This window comes from Telluria sp. RT2P19, assembly GCF_059685725.1.
Genome location: NZ_JCASIL010000001.1, coordinates 261123 through 277971, shown reverse-complemented (window position 1 = coordinate 277971; position 16849 = coordinate 261123). Strand labels below are relative to the sequence as shown.

The window sequence follows — 16849 nt, the reverse complement described above, 5'->3', positions numbered from 1 at the left end:
GGACCTGCGGGCTCCCGATGAGCGGCAATTATAGTTGGGCGCGTGAAAGAGGCTTGCACGCTTGCCGGTCGGCGCACGTCAGCGCGCGTCGTCGCCCTGGCGGTCGAGCGCCTGGCCCACGCTGACCGCCAGTTCGGCCAGCTGGAAGGGTTTGCGCAGCACGACGTCGCTGCCGAGCACTTGCTCGATCGCCTTCATGTCGGCATAGCCGGTAGCGATGATCATCGGCAGGCCGGGGAACATCGCGCGCGTGCGCTGCATCAGCTCGGCGCCGGTCATGCCCGGCATAAGGTAGTCGGTGATGAGCAGGTCGGGCCGCTCGGCGTGCAGTGCGCGCAGGCCGGCTTCGCCGTCAGGCGCCTGGCGCACCGTGTGGCCCAGGGCTTCGAGCGAAGACACCATCGACTCGCGCACGAAATCGTCGTCCTCGACGATCAGGATGCGCGCCGCCTGGCGCAAGGCGGGCATGCGCGCCGGCGGCGCCGGCTCGGCATCGTCGATCCCGTCCGCCGTGCGCAGCCAGATCTCCACCGTGGTGCCGACGCCCGGCTCGCTCATGATGCGCGCGCCGCCGCCGGACTGCTGCGCCATGCCGTACACCTGGCTCAATCCCAGGCCCGTGCCCTTGACGCCCTTGGTGGTGAAGAAGGGCTCGAATACCTTGGCCACCAGCTCCGGCGCCATGCCTTCGCCGCTGTCGGTCACGGCGATCCGCACGTAGTCGCCCGGCGGCAGGAAGTCGGGCGGCGGGGCGCCGCAGGCCGCGACGAACACCAGTTCGCCGCCGTCCTGCATTGCATCGCGCGCGTTGATGGCCAGGTTCAGCAGCGCCATCTCCATCTGGCTGGCGTCGGCCAGCACCGGCGGACAGTCGCCTTCGACCTCGAAGCGCAGCCGGATGCGCGAGCCGAGCGAGGTGGCGACCAGTTCGCGCACGCCGTCGAACAGGGAAGCGATATGGGTCTCCCGCAGGTCGAGGCTCTGGTTGCGGGCGAAGGCCAGCAACTGGCGGGTCAGCTTGCCGCCGCGCTGGCAAGCCTTGCGCGCGATCTCGGCGCGGCCCTTGGCCACCTCGTCCTTCGACATCAGCAGGATCAGGTCCATGCTGCCCTGGACCACGTTGAGCAGGTTGTTGAAGTCGTGCGCGATGCCGCCGGTCAGGCGCCCCACCGCTTCCATCTTCTGGTACTGCGCCATCGCTTGCTGCACCCGCTCGCGCTCGATGATCTCGTTCATCAGGCGGTCATTGGCCTGGGCCAGCGCGCGGGTGCGTTCCTCGATGCGCGATTCCAGCGTCTCGTTCAGGGCCACTAGCTCCTGGCGGCTTTGATGCAGGCTGGCGGCCGTACGCTCGCGGTCGGCCAGCACATCGCGCGCCTGGTACTGGCGGCGGCGCGTGCGCAGCGCCGACAAGGTCGCGCTGCGCAGGGTCTGCACATTGAGCGGACGCTCGAGCAGGATGACGTTGCCGAAGTCGCCCAGGCGCTCGCGCGCCGCCCCCGGCTGCAGTCCGGTCGCCTTGCCCAGCAGGACGATGAAGGGAAAATCGGACCACGGTTCCTGGCGCTCGAGCCACCTGCGCAGGGCCGACGCGTCGACCCCGTGCAGCGCCTCCTCGGCCACGATGGCCGCGCCCGCGCCCTGCGCGATGGCGGCGCCGAGGGCCGCAAAATCGCCGACCAGCTCGCAATCCATGCCGTCGCGCCGCAACACCGAGGCCATGACCTCGGCATCGCGCCCGCGCGGCGCGAACACCAGGATGCGCTCCTCGTGCGGATTATTCCGGTGCATGCGGCGCCTGGGCCATCATCGGCGTCGCCCCGCGGTACGTCGGGATGCCCGTCAGTACCCCCTCGAAACCCTGCAGCGGCGCGCCCACGCGCACCCCGCCGTCGCCCAGCTGCATCTCATGGATGGTGGAGGCATGCTGGGTGGTGCGGCTCTTGATGACGCTGATGGCGCGCCGCACCGTTCCGGCCGCTTCGAAGAAGCGCAGCAGCACCGTGCTGTCGCTCAGGTAACTGAGGTCGACATCGGTGCGACCTTCGGCCGTCAGGCCGTGCTGGCCCAGGATCATCACCGTGGTCGCGCCCTGCTGGTTCAGGTAGGACAAGAGCTCGTGCATCTGCAGGGTCAGGAACTGCTCGCCCGGCATCGCCTGCAGGTAGGCGTTCAGGCTGTCGATCACCATGAACAGGGTGCCGTCGTCGACCGCGTCGCGCAGCGCCTGCGCGAATTCGCCCGGCGACAGCTCGGCCGGGTCGAAATGGTGGATCGCCAGCTGGCCGTTGGCCAGGTAGGGCCGCAAGTCGAGCCCGAGCTGCTCGTTGCGGGTGAAGAAGGTGCCCAGGCCCTCGTCGAACAGGTAATAGGCGGCCTTCTGGCCCCGCTCCAGGGCCGACAACAGGCAGCGGGTCGACAGCGTGGTCTTGCCGACGCCGGACGGGCCGACGAACAGGGTATTGGTGCCGCGCACCAGGCCGCCGCCCAGCAGGGCGTCGAAACCTTCCGAGCCGCTCGAGTCGATGTGCGCCACGAAATCGCGCACGTGCTCGGCCGCGACCAGGCGCGGATACATCGTGATGCCGCCGGTGTCGAGCGTGTAGTCGTGGTAACCGCCGCGAAAGCGGATGCCGCGCATCTTGAGGATGCTCACCCGGCGCCGTTCCTTGCCATATTCGCGGGCGATCTGCTCGAGCGTGATCACCCCGTGGGCGATGCTGTGCAGGTGCTGGTCTGACTGGCTGGTTTTGTCGTCAAGCAACAGCACCGTGCACGCTCGCGCTGAAAAAAACTGCTTGAGCGCCAGTATCTGGCGCCGGTAGCGCAGCGCATTCTGGGCCAGCAGGCGCACTTCCGACAAGCTGTCGAACACCACCCGCACCGGGCGCAATGCGTCGACCCGGTCCATGACCTTGCGCGTGGTCTCGCCCAGTTCGACCTCGGACGGGTGGAATACCGATTGCTGGGCGTCGGGGTCGAGATCGGCGTCGCCCGCCAGCTCGTAGATCACCAGCGGCCCCAGGTCCCAGCCATGGCTGCGCGCGACCGCGGTCAGCTCGTCGGTGGTCTCGGACAGGGTGATGTACAGGCCACTCTCGCCGCGGGCCACGCCGTCGAGCAGGAACTGCAGGCCGAGCGTGGTCTTGCCGGCGCCGGGGGAACCTTCGACCAGGTAGACGCGCTGCGGCGTCAGCCCGCCGCCAAGGATGTCGTCCAGGCCGCCAATACCGGTGGAAAGACGTTGTGCAGTCGTATCGTTCATGAAAACAGCCCATCGAGGATGGCCGCTTCTTACGCTCCCGGTAGCAGGATGCAGGACGACCGGAGAAAAGAGTCGCGCATCGCGCAACGGATATTGGGTGATTATATATCTTCATTACACTAGGTCAATGAACGGTCGACCGCCAATCGTGCTACACTACAGGCATTGCGGCATCGGTCGATTGTCCGCGCTGCGCAGCGCTGGCTCGGCGTACACGAAGATTGCCCTTGGTAATTAGCGACCAGTCCCCATATGGTGTTCATGCGGACGACCTTGCGCCCACGGCGCAGCCCCATGGCGACACCTTGCCGATGACAAGGGCCGCACCGAACGAAGTACCCGCGAACGCAGTACCTGCCAGTCATCGAACAAGAAGCCTGCCATGCGCGGGCTTTGTCATTCCCGGCAAAGCGCCTGCGCTGCGCCGCCACGTTCACCCGACATCGCCCGCTTGTGCGGGCCGCATTACCCGCCTGCCCGTGCGCCATCGCGCCAGGCCGGCCCGATAATCGTATTCACACTAACAGGAGCCCATCATGGCAAAAGAAGAACTCATCGAAATGAATGGCGTCGTCGCTGAGGTGCTGCCCGATTCGCGTTACCGCGTCGATTGCGAAAACGGCCACAAGCTGATTGCCTACACTTCCGGCAAGATGCGCAAGAATCACATCCGCATCATCGCCGGCGACCAGGTCAGCCTGGAACTGTCGCCGTACGACCTGTCCAAGGGCCGTATCACCTTCCGCCACCTGGGCAAGTCCGCCGGTACGGGACGCCCTCCGGTAAACCGCGCGGCGCGCCGCTGATCGGCGCCAGTCCATCGGAACCCAACGCCACGCCCAGCGTGGCGTTGTCATTTTTGGGCGCACACTTTTCGGCCCAGTTTGGCAGATCGGTTTCGAGGCGGGTTATCATCCCGGGACGGGTGGATGCGCTCCGGCACATCCGCACTCGACAGTAGACGATGCAAGAAGGTGTTGTGAGATGCAAATGCGGCAACGACGCAGCGATGAAACTACCGCGAACGCCGTGGCGCGTGGCCTGAACATCCTGGCCGTGCGCGATGCCACCCAGGCGCGGCGCTATATGGAATACAAGGGCGTGCCCTCGTCGGTGATCGAGCGCGTCCTGCGGCGGCCGGACGCGTGCCGCCGGCTCACGCCCGCGCAGGCGGTGTCCGAGGCGATCGTGCCGCTGCCGCGCAATGGCCGACAGTTGAATTGAACCGCGCCGCTCAGCCCGGCGTGACGGGAACCGGGGCCAGCCTGCGCAGGCGCAGCGCGATCAGCATGCCGATCCCCAGGACCGCTCCGAGCAGCGCCACCACCCCGGACCAGCGCCAGAGCTCGTACACATGGCCGGTGAACCACCCCACCACGCTCGAGCCAAGATAATAAAAGAACAAGTAGATACCCGAGGCCAGCGCCTGCGGCGGCCGCGCGCGCCGTCCGACCCAGCTGCTGGCCACCGAATGGGCGGCGAAGAAGCCGAAGGTGGCCAGCCCCACGCCGAGCACCACCGCCACCACCGAATCGAACAGGGTCACCAGCAGTCCCGCGATCATCACCCCCATCACCAGCCACAGCACGTTGCGGCGGCCCAGGCGGTCGGCCAGCTTGCCGGCCCACATCGAGCTGAAAATGCCCAGCAGGTAGAGCAGCGACAGCAGCCCGACCGCGCTCTGGCGCAGGCCGAACGGCGGCGCCAGCAGGCGGTAGCCGATGTAGTTGTACAGGCTGACGAAAGCGCCCATCAGCAGGAAAGGCAACGCGAACAGCCACGGCAGGCCGGGGTCGCGCAGGTGGATGCGCAGGCCGTCGATGAAGCCGGGCCCGCGCGCCGGCAGCGCGCCGCCATGGCGTGACGGCGGCAGGCTGCGCGAGAATTCCCAGGCGGCGTACAGCCCGGCGGCGCCGAGCAGCCCGACCGCGAGCCGCCAGGACGCGAAGTCGCTGATGAAGGCCGAGATCACCCGCCCGCTCATGCCGCCGAAGGCGCTGCCGCTGATGTACATGCCCATCGACAGGCCGAGCGAGGTCGGCTCGATCTCGTCGCTCAGGTAAGCCATCGCCACCGCCGGCAAGCCGCCCAGCATCAGGCCCATCAGGCCACGGATGGCGACCAATTGCGTGTAGTCCGCGGCGCAGGCGCAGACCAGGGTCAGCAGCGCGCCGCTGTACATCGAGGCCACCATGACCGTCTTGCGGCCGAAGCGTTCGGCCACGCTCGACGAACCCAGCAGCGCCAGCGCCAGCGTGGCGGTGGACACCGAGAGCACCAGGCTGCTCTGGGCCGGCGACAACTGGAAGTCATGGCCCAGCAGCGGCATCAGCGGCTGCACGCAGTACAGCAGGGCGAAGATGGAAAAGCCCCCGAACGCCATCGCGCGGTTGATGCGCCGGAAGGCCGCGCTGCCGGCAGTGACGCGTGCGCCCGGGGTGGTCATGCCGAGATAATCAAGGGTATTCCGGATCCAGTTCCGAACCGGCGTAGTTTTCCAGCTCGGTCATCAGCTGGGCGATCGTGGCCTTGGTACCGAACTGCTCCAGCACCGTGCAGTGCTTGCGGTAGATGTCGATGCGCTCGGCGATCACCGGCTGGTGGACCGGGGGGATGCGCGCCATCAACTCGGCCCAGCCCTGCTCGAAGTCCGGCTGGTGCTTGCGCACCGCCTTCACGAGGCGCTCGAATTCGCGCTGGCCGGTGCGCGCCGTGATGCGCGCGCCGCCTTCCACCGCGAAAATGATGGCCATCGCGATCACGCCTTCCGAATTCAGGTCGGGATCCTTGACCGGGCCTTCGTAGTGGTTCTTGCGCAGCCATTCGGCGGCCTTGACGATCGCCTGCACCTGCCGGCGCTGCTGGACCTGCCCCAGGAATCGCTCGTAACCCGACCACGATTCGCCCGGGTCGGCGGTGCAGATGTCGACGAACAGCTCCTTCAGGCGCCGCTGGGCGTACACCGGGTCGTTGTCGTACTCGCTCACCAGGCTGTCCTCGGGCAGCGCGGCCAGTTCGCGGATCATGCGGAAACCCGTCTGGAAGGCATGTTCGGCGCCCTCCGCGACCAGGATGTCGAGCGCGTCCAGGTCGCCTTCATCTTCGCTCTGGATCAGGTGCTCGAGGCCCAGCGACACGCCGCCGACGGTCAAGAGCAGCGCGCGCTGTATGCCCTCGGCGGTGCGGTCGTTGGTGAACTTCTCGGCCACCATGGCAGTGATCCCGGACAGCTCGTCGGCCAGGATCGCCGCTTCGTCCGGCGTGGCTTCGCCCGGCAGCAGCCTGATCGCGCGCACCAGGCGCGGCGGTTGTTCGATGACGATGGCTGGCAGCATGGATCTGGCGGCTCCCGTCACGAGAAGATGTCCGTGCCCAAGCTGCGGCGCGGGCTACGACGCGGCATGCTGCGCACCGACGGCACCTGCTTCCTCAGGCGCAGCAGCAGGTCGCGGGTCGAGCGCTGCATGAATTCGGACTCTTCGTCCGGATCGTCGGGCAGCTCGATCTCGGCCATCTCGGCGCTGTGGCGAAATTCGGGGAACAGCTCCAGCAGCGAACGCTCCCAGCCATCCTCGGTGGCCTTGGCCAGGTCGACCGCCAGCGGCACGATGTCGCTGTCGGCGCTGGTCTGGCCGCTGACGTAGCGGCCCTTGGACAGGATCTCGCCCGCCACTTCGAGGATCTCTTTCGGCGCCAGCGACCACAGGATGGCGAACACGGTCGCGCCATGGTCGGTGGCCGACGCGGCCTCGAGCAGCTCGTTGCGGCGGTCCTCGTCGTCCTGGGCGTAGACCACGCCATGCACGTGGTTGAACAGGTTCTCGGCGATGCGCTCCGGATCGTCCTCGATCAGGTTGTCGGGCCAGGTGGCGGCGATGAAGGCCAGGCTGTCGGCCCAGGCCTTGGGCGGCACCAGCATGGTCGCCAGCGAGGTCTTGGCGCCGTCGAAGCCCGACAGGTGCAGCGCGGTGACCTGCGGCGGCAGCTCGGTCAGCACCTGCGCCACGGCGTAGTCGCCATGCTCGTCGGCGGCCTTCGAGAACACCTCTTCGGCGTGCTCCAGCGAGCCGGCCAGCACCAGTTCACCGACCTGGCTGACCAGGGCCGGCAGGTTGGACGCATTCTTGTCCACGGTGTCATCGCTCATCGCGCTCTCCTTCGTCGAACAACTGGGTGAAGTCGTCGGTGGCGGCGGTATCGTCGTCGTCGTCGTCGCCGTCGTCGTTGCGGCCGAGCTGCTCGAGCGACTGGTCTTCGTCATCCCAGCGGTTCTGGTTCTTGAACAGGAAGGCGGTGATGATGGCCTGGCGCGCCAGCTCCGGGTAGTTGGCGGTCATGCCTTCGTACATGGCGCGGCCGTCGTCGCCCGAGCACTCGGCCATCGCGAACACGCGCGCCGGATCGCCGTCGGCGTAGTCGGCCGCCTCGCGCATCAGGCCCTTCGGGTCCAGGAAGCGGATCTTGTCGACCAGGGCGAAGGCCATCATGTTGACGTCGTCGATGCCGCCGCCGTCGGCGTATTCGGCCACCAGTGCATTGACCATCATGTCGTAGTTCTTGCGGTTGGGCGGGTCGCCCAAGGTGCCCTCGATCTGGCCCTCCAGTTCACGCGACTGGAAAGAGAATTCGGGATGTACGTTCTTCATGTTCTATCCTGTTGATGGGCGTGGCGGCCTCGCCGCGCCCTGTGCATTCGTGTGCAGCGCCGGACACCGCCGGCGGCCGTCAGTGCGCCGGCAGGTTCACGCCATTGAGCGCGAACAGCGAGCGCCACAGCTCGAAAGCCTCGGCCTCGGCGTCCAGCACGATGCGGTGGTTGACGCTCTGGTTGTATTCCTCGCGCCTGGTGCGGTCCGAGAGGATCTCGTAGGCCTTGGTGACAGCCTTGAAGCGCGCTTCCGCGCCCGGCGCCTGGTTGCGGTCCGGATGGTAGCGCATGGCCAGCGAACGGTAGACCTTCTTGATCTCGTCGTCGCTGGCATTCGGCGCGACGCCGAGAATCGCATATAAATTTTCCAACAGAAACTCCCCGGCCACTGCCTCGGAAACGGTAAAAACAGGATTATCCTATAGAAAACGCAATACGTGGCGCGGGGGCCGCTATCCATCCCGCAGTACGGGCAACCTCAGGGACCTTCGGGTACGGTAAAATGCTCGCCAACTTACCCTTCCAGAACTATTTCATGAGCAACGACAAGAACACCCCGGCGCCGGGCAATGCACCGTCGTCGAATTTTATCCGTGCGATCGTCGAATCCGACCTGGCCGCCGGCACCCACCAGCGCGACGGCCTGCCGCCGGTCATCACCCGCTTCCCGCCGGAGCCGAACGGCTACCTGCACATCGGCCACGCGAAGTCCATCTGCCTGAACTTCGGCCTGGCGCGCGACTACGCCGGCCTGTGCCACCTGCGCTTCGACGACACCAACCCGGAGAAGGAAGACCAGGAATACGTCGACACCATCATGGACAGCGTCAAGTGGCTCGGCTTCTCGTGGGAGCGCGAAGGCCAGGAACACCTGTACTACGCCAGCGACTACTTCGAGCAGCTGTACAGGATGGCCGAATACCTCATCGGGAAGGGCTACGCCTACGTCGACAGCCAGAGCGCCGAAGACATGGCGAGAAACCGGGGCAACTTCGGCACGCCGGGCACCAACTCGCCGTTTCGCGACCGTCCGGTGGAAGAATCGCTGCAGCTGTTCCGCGACATGCGCGCCGGCAAATACAAGGACGGCGAGCACATCCTGCGCGCCAAGATGAGCGAGGATGCGATGGCGTCGCCGGTCATGACCAACCGCGACCCGGCCCTGTACCGCATCCGCCATGCGCACCACCACCGCACGGGCGACGCCTGGTGCATCTACCCGATGTACGACTACACGCACCCGATCTCGGATGCGATCGAGAACATCACCCATTCGCTGTGCACGCTGGAGTTCCAGGACCACCGTCCGTTCTACGACTGGCTGGTCGCGACCCTGGCCGAAGGCGGTTTCTTCAGGAAGCCGGTGCCGCGCCAGTATGAATTCGCGCGCCTGAACCTGACCTATGTCGTCACTTCCAAGCGCAAGCTGCGTGCGCTGGTCGACGACGGCACCGTGACCGGCTGGGACGACCCGCGCATGCCGACCATCGTCGGCCTGCGCCGGCGCGGCTACACACCGGAATCGATCCAGCTGTTCTGCGAGCGCATCGGCGTCTCGAAGGCCGACGGCTGGATCGACATGGGCACGCTCGAAGGCGCCCTGCGCGACGACCTGGACCCGAAGGCGCCGCGCGCCATCGCCGTGCTGCGTCCTCTGAAACTGATCGTGGATAACTTCCCCGAAGGCGAATCGGTCGAATGCTCGTCACCGGTCCACCCGCACCACCCGGAACTGGGCAAGCGCACCTTCCCGTTCACGCGCGAACTGTGGATCGAGCAGGAAGACTTCATGGAAACCCCGACCAAGGGTTACTTCCGGTTCACCCCGCCGGTGGGCGACCAGCCGGGCAGCCGCGTGCGCCTGAAATACGGCTATGTGGTCGAGTGCACCGGCTACGACAAGGATGCCGACGGCAAGGTGACTGCGGTTCACGTGAAGTACTTCGAGGATTCGAAGTCGGGCACGCCGGGCGCCGATAACTACAAGGTCAAGGGCAATATCACCTGGGTCAGCGCAGCAGGCGCGCTCGAAGCCGAGGTGCGCTTGTACGACCGCCTGTTCCTCGATCCGCAGCCGGATGCGGGCGGCAAGGATTTCAAGTCGGTGCTCAATCCGGATGCGCTCGAGACCATCACCGCCTACCTGGAACCGGGCCTGAAGGACGCCGTGGCCGACCAGCGCTTCCAGTTCGAACGTCACGGTTATTTCGTGGCCGACCGGGTCGATACGCAGCCGGGCAAACCGGTGTTCAATCGCGTGACCACCTTGAAGGATAGCTGGGGCAAATAAGCTTCGCGTCGTCACCTTCTCGGGAAATCCCGCCCTGGCGTGTTCAGGCGGGATTTTTTTTCGCCCCGTTTCGGGTGCGCGGGAGGTATCGACCTGCATTCGCCGACCGGGACAACGCGATGGCGCGATGCCTTGCCGGTTGCCGTGATGGCCGGGATATCTTTGCCGGAGAATTGCCCGAATATCTTGTACACTCGGCCATTCTGGCGCACGGCAAGCGGAACGGGTGCAGCCTGCGCGCGGCGGGTCGGATGCCGGACTGTGGATGCTGGGAGGTGCTCGTGAAAAATTCTGTGAACTTACTGCTCGCGGCATGTTTGATGACCGGATCGTCTTCAGCCATGTCGGCTGCGCCCGGCCAGCACTGCGGAAAATTTTCTTCAACGGACGAGGTTTCAGCGCCATTGACGATCGCCGAGATAGAGCAGGAGGAAATGGCGACGCTTTCGGACAAACTTAATATGAGGCCGGACTATCCCAGGGTGCCGTTCGGATTCATGCATGCTGAATGGATCGCTTTCAAGGCGCTGATCCGCCCCGGTGACAAGATTGTCAGATACAGTACGGACTATCAATCCTGGCAAGACCACGCGGGCGAGACCGGCTATGCGTTGATGCGGTCGGGCTGTGTCATTGAAACGTTCGAGACCATGTGGAATTGATGGGCCTGTGGCAGCGGCCATGGCGGCCTGCGCCGGCTTGCGATTATCAGTCCGGGCGACCTGCGATACTGCGCCCAACGGACGGATTGACCGATAGCGGACCGCCGGCGCTCAAGCGCCCCGTGGGCAATATGGCATCCTGTGGCGATAGTTATCGATTCCCGAAACAATCAGTTATCGCCAGCCGCCCTTCTCGACGATCGAACTCCTCCTTATAGTCACCCGGTGTCCAGCCTGCCCCGCCCTCCTTCGGCGCCGGCATGAGCGGACCGGTCAATTACCCATTCCCGTCGCCTCGGCGACGTATCGACAGCAGGAGAAGAGTTATGGCGCGTCATGTTCGCTTTCACAAAACCGGTGGTCCTGAAGTTCTGCAGATCGACGAAGTACCCACTCCCGAGCCGAAGGCTGGCGAAGTACGCATCAGCGTGCGCGCGCTTGGCCTGAACCGCGCCGAGAGCATGTACCGCTCTGGTCGCTACGTGATCGAGCCCACCTTTCCGGCCACGATGGGCTATGAGGCATCGGGCGTGATCGACGCTGTCGGGCCGGAGGTTAGCGGCCTGGCGGTCGGCGATTCGGTCGCCGTCATCCCCGCCTTCATGTTCGACCAGTATGGCCTGTACGGCGATCTCGTGATCGCCCCGGCCCGCGCCGTGGTCAAGAATCCGGCTGGCGTAAGCTATGAAGCCGCAGCCGCCACCTGGATGCCGTTCACCACTGCCTGGGGCGCGCTGATCGACCTGGCCAACCTGCAGAAGGGCGACTTCGTGGTTCTGTCGGCGGCGTCGAGCAGTGTGGGGCTGGCCGCGATGCAGATCGCCGCGTCCGTCGGCGCCACCCCGATCGCCATTACCCGCAATGGCGAGAAGACCGATGCACTGAGGCAGGCAGGCTTCACCCACATCCTGCAGACCGGCCTGGACGACATCACTGCGCAGATCATGCGCATCACCGACGGCGCCGGTGCACGCGTGGTCTTCGATCCGGTAGGTGGCCCCGACTTCGAAAACATCGTCAAGGCGACGAGCAAGGATGCGATCGTGTTCATCTACGGTGCATTGAGCCGCGACGCAACGCCAGTACCGGTGCTGCACGTGCTGGGCAAGCACACGACGATTCGCGGCTACGAATTTATCGAAGTCACCGCCGATGACGAGAAGCTTGCCCGCGCCAAGGCCTGTATCGCCGCAGGCCTGAGCGCTGGAAAGTTCAGCCCGCAGATTGCCAAGGTCTTCCCGTTCGATGAGATCGTCGAAGCCACCCGCTTCCTCGAGTCCAACGCGCAGTTCGGCAAGATCGTGGTCAAGCTGTAAAAGTCATACTGGCGCACAGCCATGTGCGCCCGCAAGCCGCGCCTGCCGCGGGGCTTTTGGTCGTGCAGGGACGACGCTACCTGTTCATTCCCCGATTACTCGAGCCAGGTGCGGTCGATCGCGATGAAGTGCTGTTGAAGCCAGTCCGAAAATACCCGCAGCGACGGCGCAACATGCGACCGGCTGGGATAGACCAGCGAGACGGGGCGCGGGGCGGGACGATATTGCGCCAGGACCTCTACCAACGTCCCGTCGCGCAGATACCGGTCCACCAGCATTCCCGGCACCTGAACCAACCCAAAGCCGGAGCGGGCGCACTGGACATAGGCGGCTGCGTCACTCACCAGCATCGAGCTGTCCGGCAGCAGCGATCTGCTCGTCCCATTCTGGCGGAAGTGCCATGGCAGCGTGCGCTTGCTGATCCCTGACAGGAAGTTGACACATCCATGTCGGTCAAGATCGTCCGGTTGCTCGAGCGCCGGCGCTTTCTCGAGATAGCCCGGCGCTGCGCAGGTAATCATCACGAGCGCACCCAGGCGGCGAGCCACCAGGCTGGAATTCGGCAGTTCGCCGATGCGCAGCACACAATCGACCCCTTCGGCGATGAGGTCGACCGAGCGATCGCTCACTCCCAGCGTGATCGATAGCCTGGGGTACGCATTCCGGAACTGGCTGAGCGAAGCCATGAAGCCTTCTACGGCAAACGCCGAAGGAATATCGATCCGGAGCATCCCGCTGACGGCGTCCCCTGGCGCCTGGAACATCGCCACCGCTTCCTCGACCCCACCGAGAATTTCCTCGACCCTGGCCAGGAAAGCCTCGCCCTCGGCAGTCAGGCTGACCTTGCGTGTCGTTCTCTGCAACAGTCGTACGGCCAGCGCCGCTTCGAGCTGGTTGATGGCCAGCGTGACCTGCGGCCGGCCGATCTGCAGGAACTCGGCTGCCTTGGTGAAGCTTTGAAGCTGGGCGACCTTGGAGAACAGGCGCATTGATTGAAAAAGCTCCATCGACACCTCTACTTGATTGCTTGCGTTGCAGGGCAGTTCAGCTGCAGTGGCTTGCTGGCCAGCGATCGGCGGCGGCGACATCGTCTGCGCTACTTGTCGATGACGATGTTGCCGCCGCATCAAGCACCCCACGCCGCAGTAATGACCAGTCAATCAAGGCCTCGATCGAGGGGCCGAGCGCCAGTCCCATATCGCTCAGCGCATACTCGACTTTGGGAGGCACCTGCGGGTAGATCTTCCGTATGACGATCCCGTCCTTTTCCAGGTCCTTGAGCTGCTGGATCAGCATTTTCTGATTCACGCCCTCGACGCGGCGCTCCAGTTCCGAGAATCGCAGCGGCTGCCTGGCCGCGAAGAGCTGGAAGATGATGACGATCTTCCACTTTCCTTCAAGCACACGCAGCGCTTCGCTCGTTGCAGCGGCCCATACGAGCTGCTGCTTCGGATCCTCACATTGCCAATCGCGACTCAAGATATACCTACCTTTTGGTGTGTTACCCACTTTTTTGTGAGTTCTTGTGGTTAAGGGAGCCTATCCCTATTATGACAGCACATTAATCATCAACGAAAGCTATCCATGAAAATCGGCATTCTAGGAACGGGAAACATCGGCAAGACGCTCGTCGTACGCTTGAGCCAGGCCGGGCATGCGGTGAAAGTCGCCAATTCGCGTGGCCCCGAGACGGTCGATCCGGATCTTCTCTCCTTCGGCGCACGTGCTGTGACCACTGATGAAGCACTCCTCGATGTGGATGCGGTCATTCTATCCATCCCCCTCAACCGCATCCCCGGCATCGCGTCCTTGGTCGCCCGCCTTCCGGAAGAGACGGTGATCATCGACACATCCAATTATTATCCGTTCCGCGACGGAGAAATCGACGCCATCGAGCAAGGTCAGGTCGAGAGCCTGTGGGTCTCCGGCGAGCTTGGCCGCCCTGTCGCCAAGGCCTGGAACGCCATCGGCTCGGCTTCCCTGGCCAAGAAGGCAAGGCCTGCCGGCGCATCCGATCGGATCGCCATCCCGGTGGCCGCAGACCGGGATCATGATCGCCAGATAGCCATGTCGCTGGTCGACGAAACCGGCCTGGATGCCTTCGACGCCCGCTCACTCGCGGATTCGTGGCGCCAGCAGCCCGGAGCGCCCGTCTATTGCACCGATCTTCCCTATGCCGAGATCGGCGCTGCCCTGGATGCCGCGCAGCGCCACAGGTTGCCGAAGCGCCGAGACCTGGGTGTCGCGGTAATGCAGGAGCGCCTCGGCGACGGCACAAGCAATCCCGACGAGGAATGGGGCGTGCGCCTGGTGCGCGCCATTAATATGTAACTGCGCGGTCGCGACGTGGGGCAGACCAGGCACGATGGTCAACTACCAGGTCCACACCATGTAACAAAGCGGTCATGCAAGAATGCCATGATGCCGGCCATCTTTCCGACCGGAGTAATGCATGACCCGCTTACGTTTGACTGGCGCCGCCTCCTGCGCCGCCGCCCTTTCCCTGGCCCTGCTGGCCGGCTGCAGCCCCGGCGACCCCGCCGACCCCGTCCAGACCGCGCCGACGCCGCCGGTGCAGACGCCCGACCCGGCGCCGGCCCCGGTCCCCACGCCGGTCGCCTTCATGAGCGACGTGCACTTCCAGAATGTCTACGGCGACTTCAAGAACCCGCAGTTCGCCGGCATCCCGACCAGGGACGGCAAGAACGCGACCATCCGCACGATGTACGCGCAGCTGACCTCGACCCGCCTGTTCAATGAAAACTACTTCGCCTTCTTCGCCGCGCTGGACGACGCCTACGCCAAGGGCATCCGGGTCGTGGCGCTGCCCGGCGACTATACGGACGACGCCCAGCCGATGAACGTCGACGGTATCGCAGAGATCATGAAGCAATACCAGGCCAAGGGCATGCGCTTCTTCCTGGCGCCGGGCAACCACGACCCGGTCGAACCGTATGACGATAACGAAGCCGGCAAGAACGACTTCCTGACCAAGGAAGGCAAGGAACAGAAGATCTTCGCCACCGGCAATCCGGCCTGCATCGCCAAGGATCCGACCGTGATCTGCACCGACCAGATCATGGAGCAAGGCACCGAGCGCCTGATGACCAAGATGGCCGAGTTCGGTTTCATGCCGAACAAGGCCGACCTGCTGTGGGAAACGCCGTTCAGCAAGTACACGGGCGGCAAGTACACCTTCGACGAGGCGTCCGCCCAGGCCGCGGTCAAGAACCGCCAGTTCGAGATCTGTCTCGAAGGCTCGGGCGGCGCCTACAAGGCGGCCGGCGAGGCCAGGCTGGGCAAGGCCTTCACCAAGTGCACGAACATGATCGACAGCACCTACCTGGTCGAGCCGGTCAAGGGCGTGTGGCTGCTGTCGATCGATGCCAATGTATTCGTGCCGAATGCGAAGTTCGACCCGGCCAAGCCGCACGACTTCAAGGGCTATGATGGCGCCGGCAACGCCGGCTGGAACAAGGTGATCACCCACAAGATGTTCCTGATGGACTACATCAAGTCGGTCGCCGCCCGCGCCAGGGCCGAGGGCAAGCAGCTGATGGCCTTCTCGCACTATCCGACCATGGACTTCTACGCCAACCAGACCGGGGCCATGAAGGCCGTGTTCAAGTCGGGCGCCTTCCAGACCGCGCGCGTACCGGACCAGAGCGTCGCCAACGCGGTGGCCGCGACCGGCCTGCGCCTGCACGTCGGCGGCCACATGCACTTCAACGGCACCAACGACCACCAGGACGCCGGCGGCAACTACCTGGTCAACGTGCAGTCGCCATCGCTGGCGGTGTACGGCGCGGCCTACAAGATCGTCACCTATAAAGACCAGGACACGATCGATGTGAAGACGGTGGGCCTGAACGCGGTGCCGCGCTTTGCCGAACTGTTCCCCCACTACGTGGTCGAGAACGACTACCTGAAGGGCAGCTCGGCGCCGGGCGACGCCGCCAAGCGCTGGGACCGCGACATCCTCGAGACCCGCTCCTACGGCGAATACACCCACCAATACTTCGGCGAACTGTCGCGCCTGCGCTTCATGGACGAATACTGGCCGTGCGAGATGAAGGAAGCGGCCATGGCCCTGAACGGCAAGCAGATGCTGATCCTGTCGCAGCTGCAGACGAAAGTGACGCTGGCCCAGCTGAAGGACGCGCCGGGCGTGGTGCCCCTCACCGCCGCCTGCGCCGCAGCGGGCACGGCCACCGGCACCCCGGCGGCGGCCTCGGCCCTGGCCACCGACTGGCTTGACGCCACCACGCGCGCCGACAAGCTGGCCAGCGCCGCCGGACTGCGCCTGGACGACTTCGCGGCCATCACGGCCTACGATTTCTACGGCGACTTCCACCGCACCGTGTACGCCGGCGAACTGGCCCTGCGTGACATGGGGCAGCAACGCGTGAACCAGTACAAGGTGCTGATGGCGGCCTTCCCGGCCGCGCCGGCGGCCATCGTCAAGGTCGGCGACAAGCCGTCTGACCAGAACCCGGTGCACGTGCCGTTCCAGAACCAGTTCAAGCAGGTGTTCTCCATCCTCAAGGGCCTGGGCTCGGCCAAGCCGAGCGACCATTTCACGGTCGACCTGAAGGGCAAGAAGGTCAGCAACGCCAGCAATAATGGCCTGAGCTTCAACTGATCCGCACCATCGCCGCGACCATCGCT

The 16849-nt window shown here is 65.0% G+C and carries 16 protein-coding genes; 7 read left to right on the top strand and 9 right to left on the bottom strand.

Annotated features, from left to right (window positions below):
- Positions 1-78: 78 nt before the first annotated feature.
- The gene (locus AC56KW_RS01140; RefSeq protein ID WP_497168896.1) at positions 79-1791 is read right to left on the bottom strand and encodes a response regulator; all 1713 of its coding nucleotides are present in this window, start codon (positions 1789-1791) and stop codon (positions 79-81) included.
- A complete protein-coding gene (locus tag AC56KW_RS01135) occupies positions 1778-3265 on the bottom strand; it encodes an ATPase domain-containing protein (protein ID WP_497168895.1) in 1488 nt (495 codons plus the stop codon). Before AC56KW_RS01135 ends, AC56KW_RS01140 begins: the two co-directional genes overlap by 14 nt.
- A gap of 536 nt (positions 3266-3801) precedes the next feature.
- Between AC56KW_RS01135 and infA the strand changes: the two genes are divergently transcribed.
- On the top strand, positions 3802-4071 hold the full coding sequence (gene infA, locus AC56KW_RS01130) for a translation initiation factor IF-1 (RefSeq protein WP_137175026.1): 270 nt from the start codon (positions 3802-3804) through the stop codon (positions 4069-4071).
- Between the two features lie 184 nt (positions 4072-4255).
- Positions 4256-4489: a hypothetical protein gene (locus tag AC56KW_RS01125; protein WP_497168894.1), complete on the top strand. Its 234-nt coding sequence runs from the start codon at positions 4256-4258 to the stop codon at positions 4487-4489.
- A gap of 10 nt (positions 4490-4499) precedes the next feature.
- On the opposite strand, the gene AC56KW_RS01120 is transcribed toward AC56KW_RS01125, so the two are convergent.
- The 5 genes from AC56KW_RS01120 to AC56KW_RS01100 form a co-directional block, all read right to left on the bottom strand.
- The gene (locus tag AC56KW_RS01120) at positions 4500-5711 is read right to left on the bottom strand and encodes an MFS transporter (protein WP_497168893.1); all 1212 of its coding nucleotides are present in this window, start codon (positions 5709-5711) and stop codon (positions 4500-4502) included.
- A 10-nt stretch (positions 5712-5721) separates the two neighbouring features.
- Complete coding sequence (locus tag AC56KW_RS01115) at positions 5722-6600, bottom strand: hypothetical protein (protein WP_497168892.1); 879 nt, start codon at positions 6598-6600, stop codon at positions 5722-5724.
- A gap of 17 nt (positions 6601-6617) precedes the next feature.
- Positions 6618-7412, bottom strand: coding sequence for a hypothetical protein (locus AC56KW_RS01110; protein WP_497168891.1), 795 nt, complete (start codon positions 7410-7412; stop codon positions 6618-6620).
- Entirely contained in the window at positions 7402-7911 is a 510-nt protein-coding gene (locus AC56KW_RS01105; RefSeq protein ID WP_497168890.1) for a hypothetical protein, read from the bottom strand. Before AC56KW_RS01105 ends, AC56KW_RS01110 begins: the two co-directional genes overlap by 11 nt.
- Before the next feature lie 79 nt (positions 7912-7990).
- Positions 7991-8284: a DnaJ domain-containing protein gene (locus AC56KW_RS01100; RefSeq protein ID WP_497168889.1), complete on the bottom strand. Its 294-nt coding sequence runs from the start codon at positions 8282-8284 to the stop codon at positions 7991-7993.
- 164 nt (positions 8285-8448) lie between these two features.
- Here AC56KW_RS01100 and AC56KW_RS01095 point away from each other — a divergent pair, with 164 nt between their 5' ends.
- The 3 genes from AC56KW_RS01095 (at position 8449) to AC56KW_RS01085 (ending at position 12181) form a co-directional block, all read left to right on the top strand.
- Positions 8449-10203, top strand: a complete 1755-nt coding sequence (locus AC56KW_RS01095) for a glutamine--tRNA ligase/YqeY domain fusion protein (RefSeq protein WP_497169068.1) — start codon at positions 8449-8451, stop codon at positions 10201-10203.
- Positions 10204-10322: 119 nt separating this feature from the next.
- Positions 10323-10865: a hypothetical protein gene (locus tag AC56KW_RS01090; protein WP_497168888.1), complete on the top strand. Its 543-nt coding sequence runs from the start codon at positions 10323-10325 to the stop codon at positions 10863-10865.
- Positions 10866-11191: 326 nt separating this feature from the next.
- The gene (locus AC56KW_RS01085) at positions 11192-12181 is read left to right on the top strand and encodes a zinc-dependent alcohol dehydrogenase family protein (protein ID WP_497168887.1); all 990 of its coding nucleotides are present in this window, start codon (positions 11192-11194) and stop codon (positions 12179-12181) included.
- A gap of 95 nt (positions 12182-12276) precedes the next feature.
- Here the strand turns inward: AC56KW_RS01085 and AC56KW_RS01080 are convergent, their stop codons facing one another.
- Entirely contained in the window at positions 12277-13269 is a 993-nt protein-coding gene (locus AC56KW_RS01080; protein ID WP_497168886.1) for a LysR substrate-binding domain-containing protein, read from the bottom strand.
- Positions 13226-13660 carry a winged helix-turn-helix transcriptional regulator gene (locus tag AC56KW_RS01075; RefSeq protein WP_497168885.1) on the bottom strand — a complete coding sequence of 145 codons (435 nt, stop codon included), beginning with the start codon at positions 13658-13660 and terminating at the stop codon, positions 13226-13228. Before AC56KW_RS01075 ends, AC56KW_RS01080 begins: the two co-directional genes overlap by 44 nt.
- Before the next feature lie 105 nt (positions 13661-13765).
- Here AC56KW_RS01075 and AC56KW_RS01070 point away from each other — a divergent pair, with 105 nt between their 5' ends.
- Positions 13766-14512 (top strand): NADPH-dependent F420 reductase, encoded by a 747-nt coding sequence (locus AC56KW_RS01070; RefSeq protein ID WP_497168884.1) that lies wholly within the window; start codon positions 13766-13768, stop codon positions 14510-14512.
- 121 nt (positions 14513-14633) lie between these two features.
- Positions 14634-16823, top strand: a complete 2190-nt coding sequence (locus AC56KW_RS01065; RefSeq protein ID WP_497168883.1) for a metallophosphoesterase — start codon at positions 14634-14636, stop codon at positions 16821-16823.
- The last annotated feature ends 26 nt before the right edge of the window (positions 16824-16849 follow it).

Coding starts and splice junctions, on each gene's coding strand:
- AC56KW_RS01140 (WP_497168896.1), bottom strand. CDS start 1,791: ATGCACCGGAATAATCCGCACGAGGAGCGCATCCTGGTGTTCGCGCCG.
- AC56KW_RS01135 (WP_497168895.1), bottom strand. CDS start 3,265: ATGAACGATACGACTGCACAACGTCTTTCCACCGGTATTGGCGGCCTG.
- infA (WP_137175026.1), top strand. CDS start 3,802: ATGGCAAAAGAAGAACTCATCGAAATGAATGGCGTCGTCGCTGAGGTG.
- AC56KW_RS01125 (WP_497168894.1), top strand. CDS start 4,256: ATGCGGCAACGACGCAGCGATGAAACTACCGCGAACGCCGTGGCGCGT.
- AC56KW_RS01120 (WP_497168893.1), bottom strand. CDS start 5,711: ATGACCACCCCGGGCGCACGCGTCACTGCCGGCAGCGCGGCCTTCCGG.
- AC56KW_RS01115 (WP_497168892.1), bottom strand. CDS start 6,600: ATGCTGCCAGCCATCGTCATCGAACAACCGCCGCGCCTGGTGCGCGCG.
- AC56KW_RS01110 (WP_497168891.1), bottom strand. CDS start 7,412: ATGAGCGATGACACCGTGGACAAGAATGCGTCCAACCTGCCGGCCCTG.
- AC56KW_RS01105 (WP_497168890.1), bottom strand. CDS start 7,911: ATGAAGAACGTACATCCCGAATTCTCTTTCCAGTCGCGTGAACTGGAG.
- AC56KW_RS01095 (WP_497169068.1), top strand. CDS start 8,449: ATGAGCAACGACAAGAACACCCCGGCGCCGGGCAATGCACCGTCGTCG.
- AC56KW_RS01090 (WP_497168888.1), top strand. CDS start 10,323: ATGGCGCGATGCCTTGCCGGTTGCCGTGATGGCCGGGATATCTTTGCC.
- AC56KW_RS01085 (WP_497168887.1), top strand. CDS start 11,192: ATGGCGCGTCATGTTCGCTTTCACAAAACCGGTGGTCCTGAAGTTCTG.
- AC56KW_RS01080 (WP_497168886.1), bottom strand. CDS start 13,269: ATGTCGCCGCCGCCGATCGCTGGCCAGCAAGCCACTGCAGCTGAACTG.
- AC56KW_RS01070 (WP_497168884.1), top strand. CDS start 13,766: ATGAAAATCGGCATTCTAGGAACGGGAAACATCGGCAAGACGCTCGTC.
- AC56KW_RS01065 (WP_497168883.1), top strand. CDS start 14,634: ATGACCCGCTTACGTTTGACTGGCGCCGCCTCCTGCGCCGCCGCCCTT.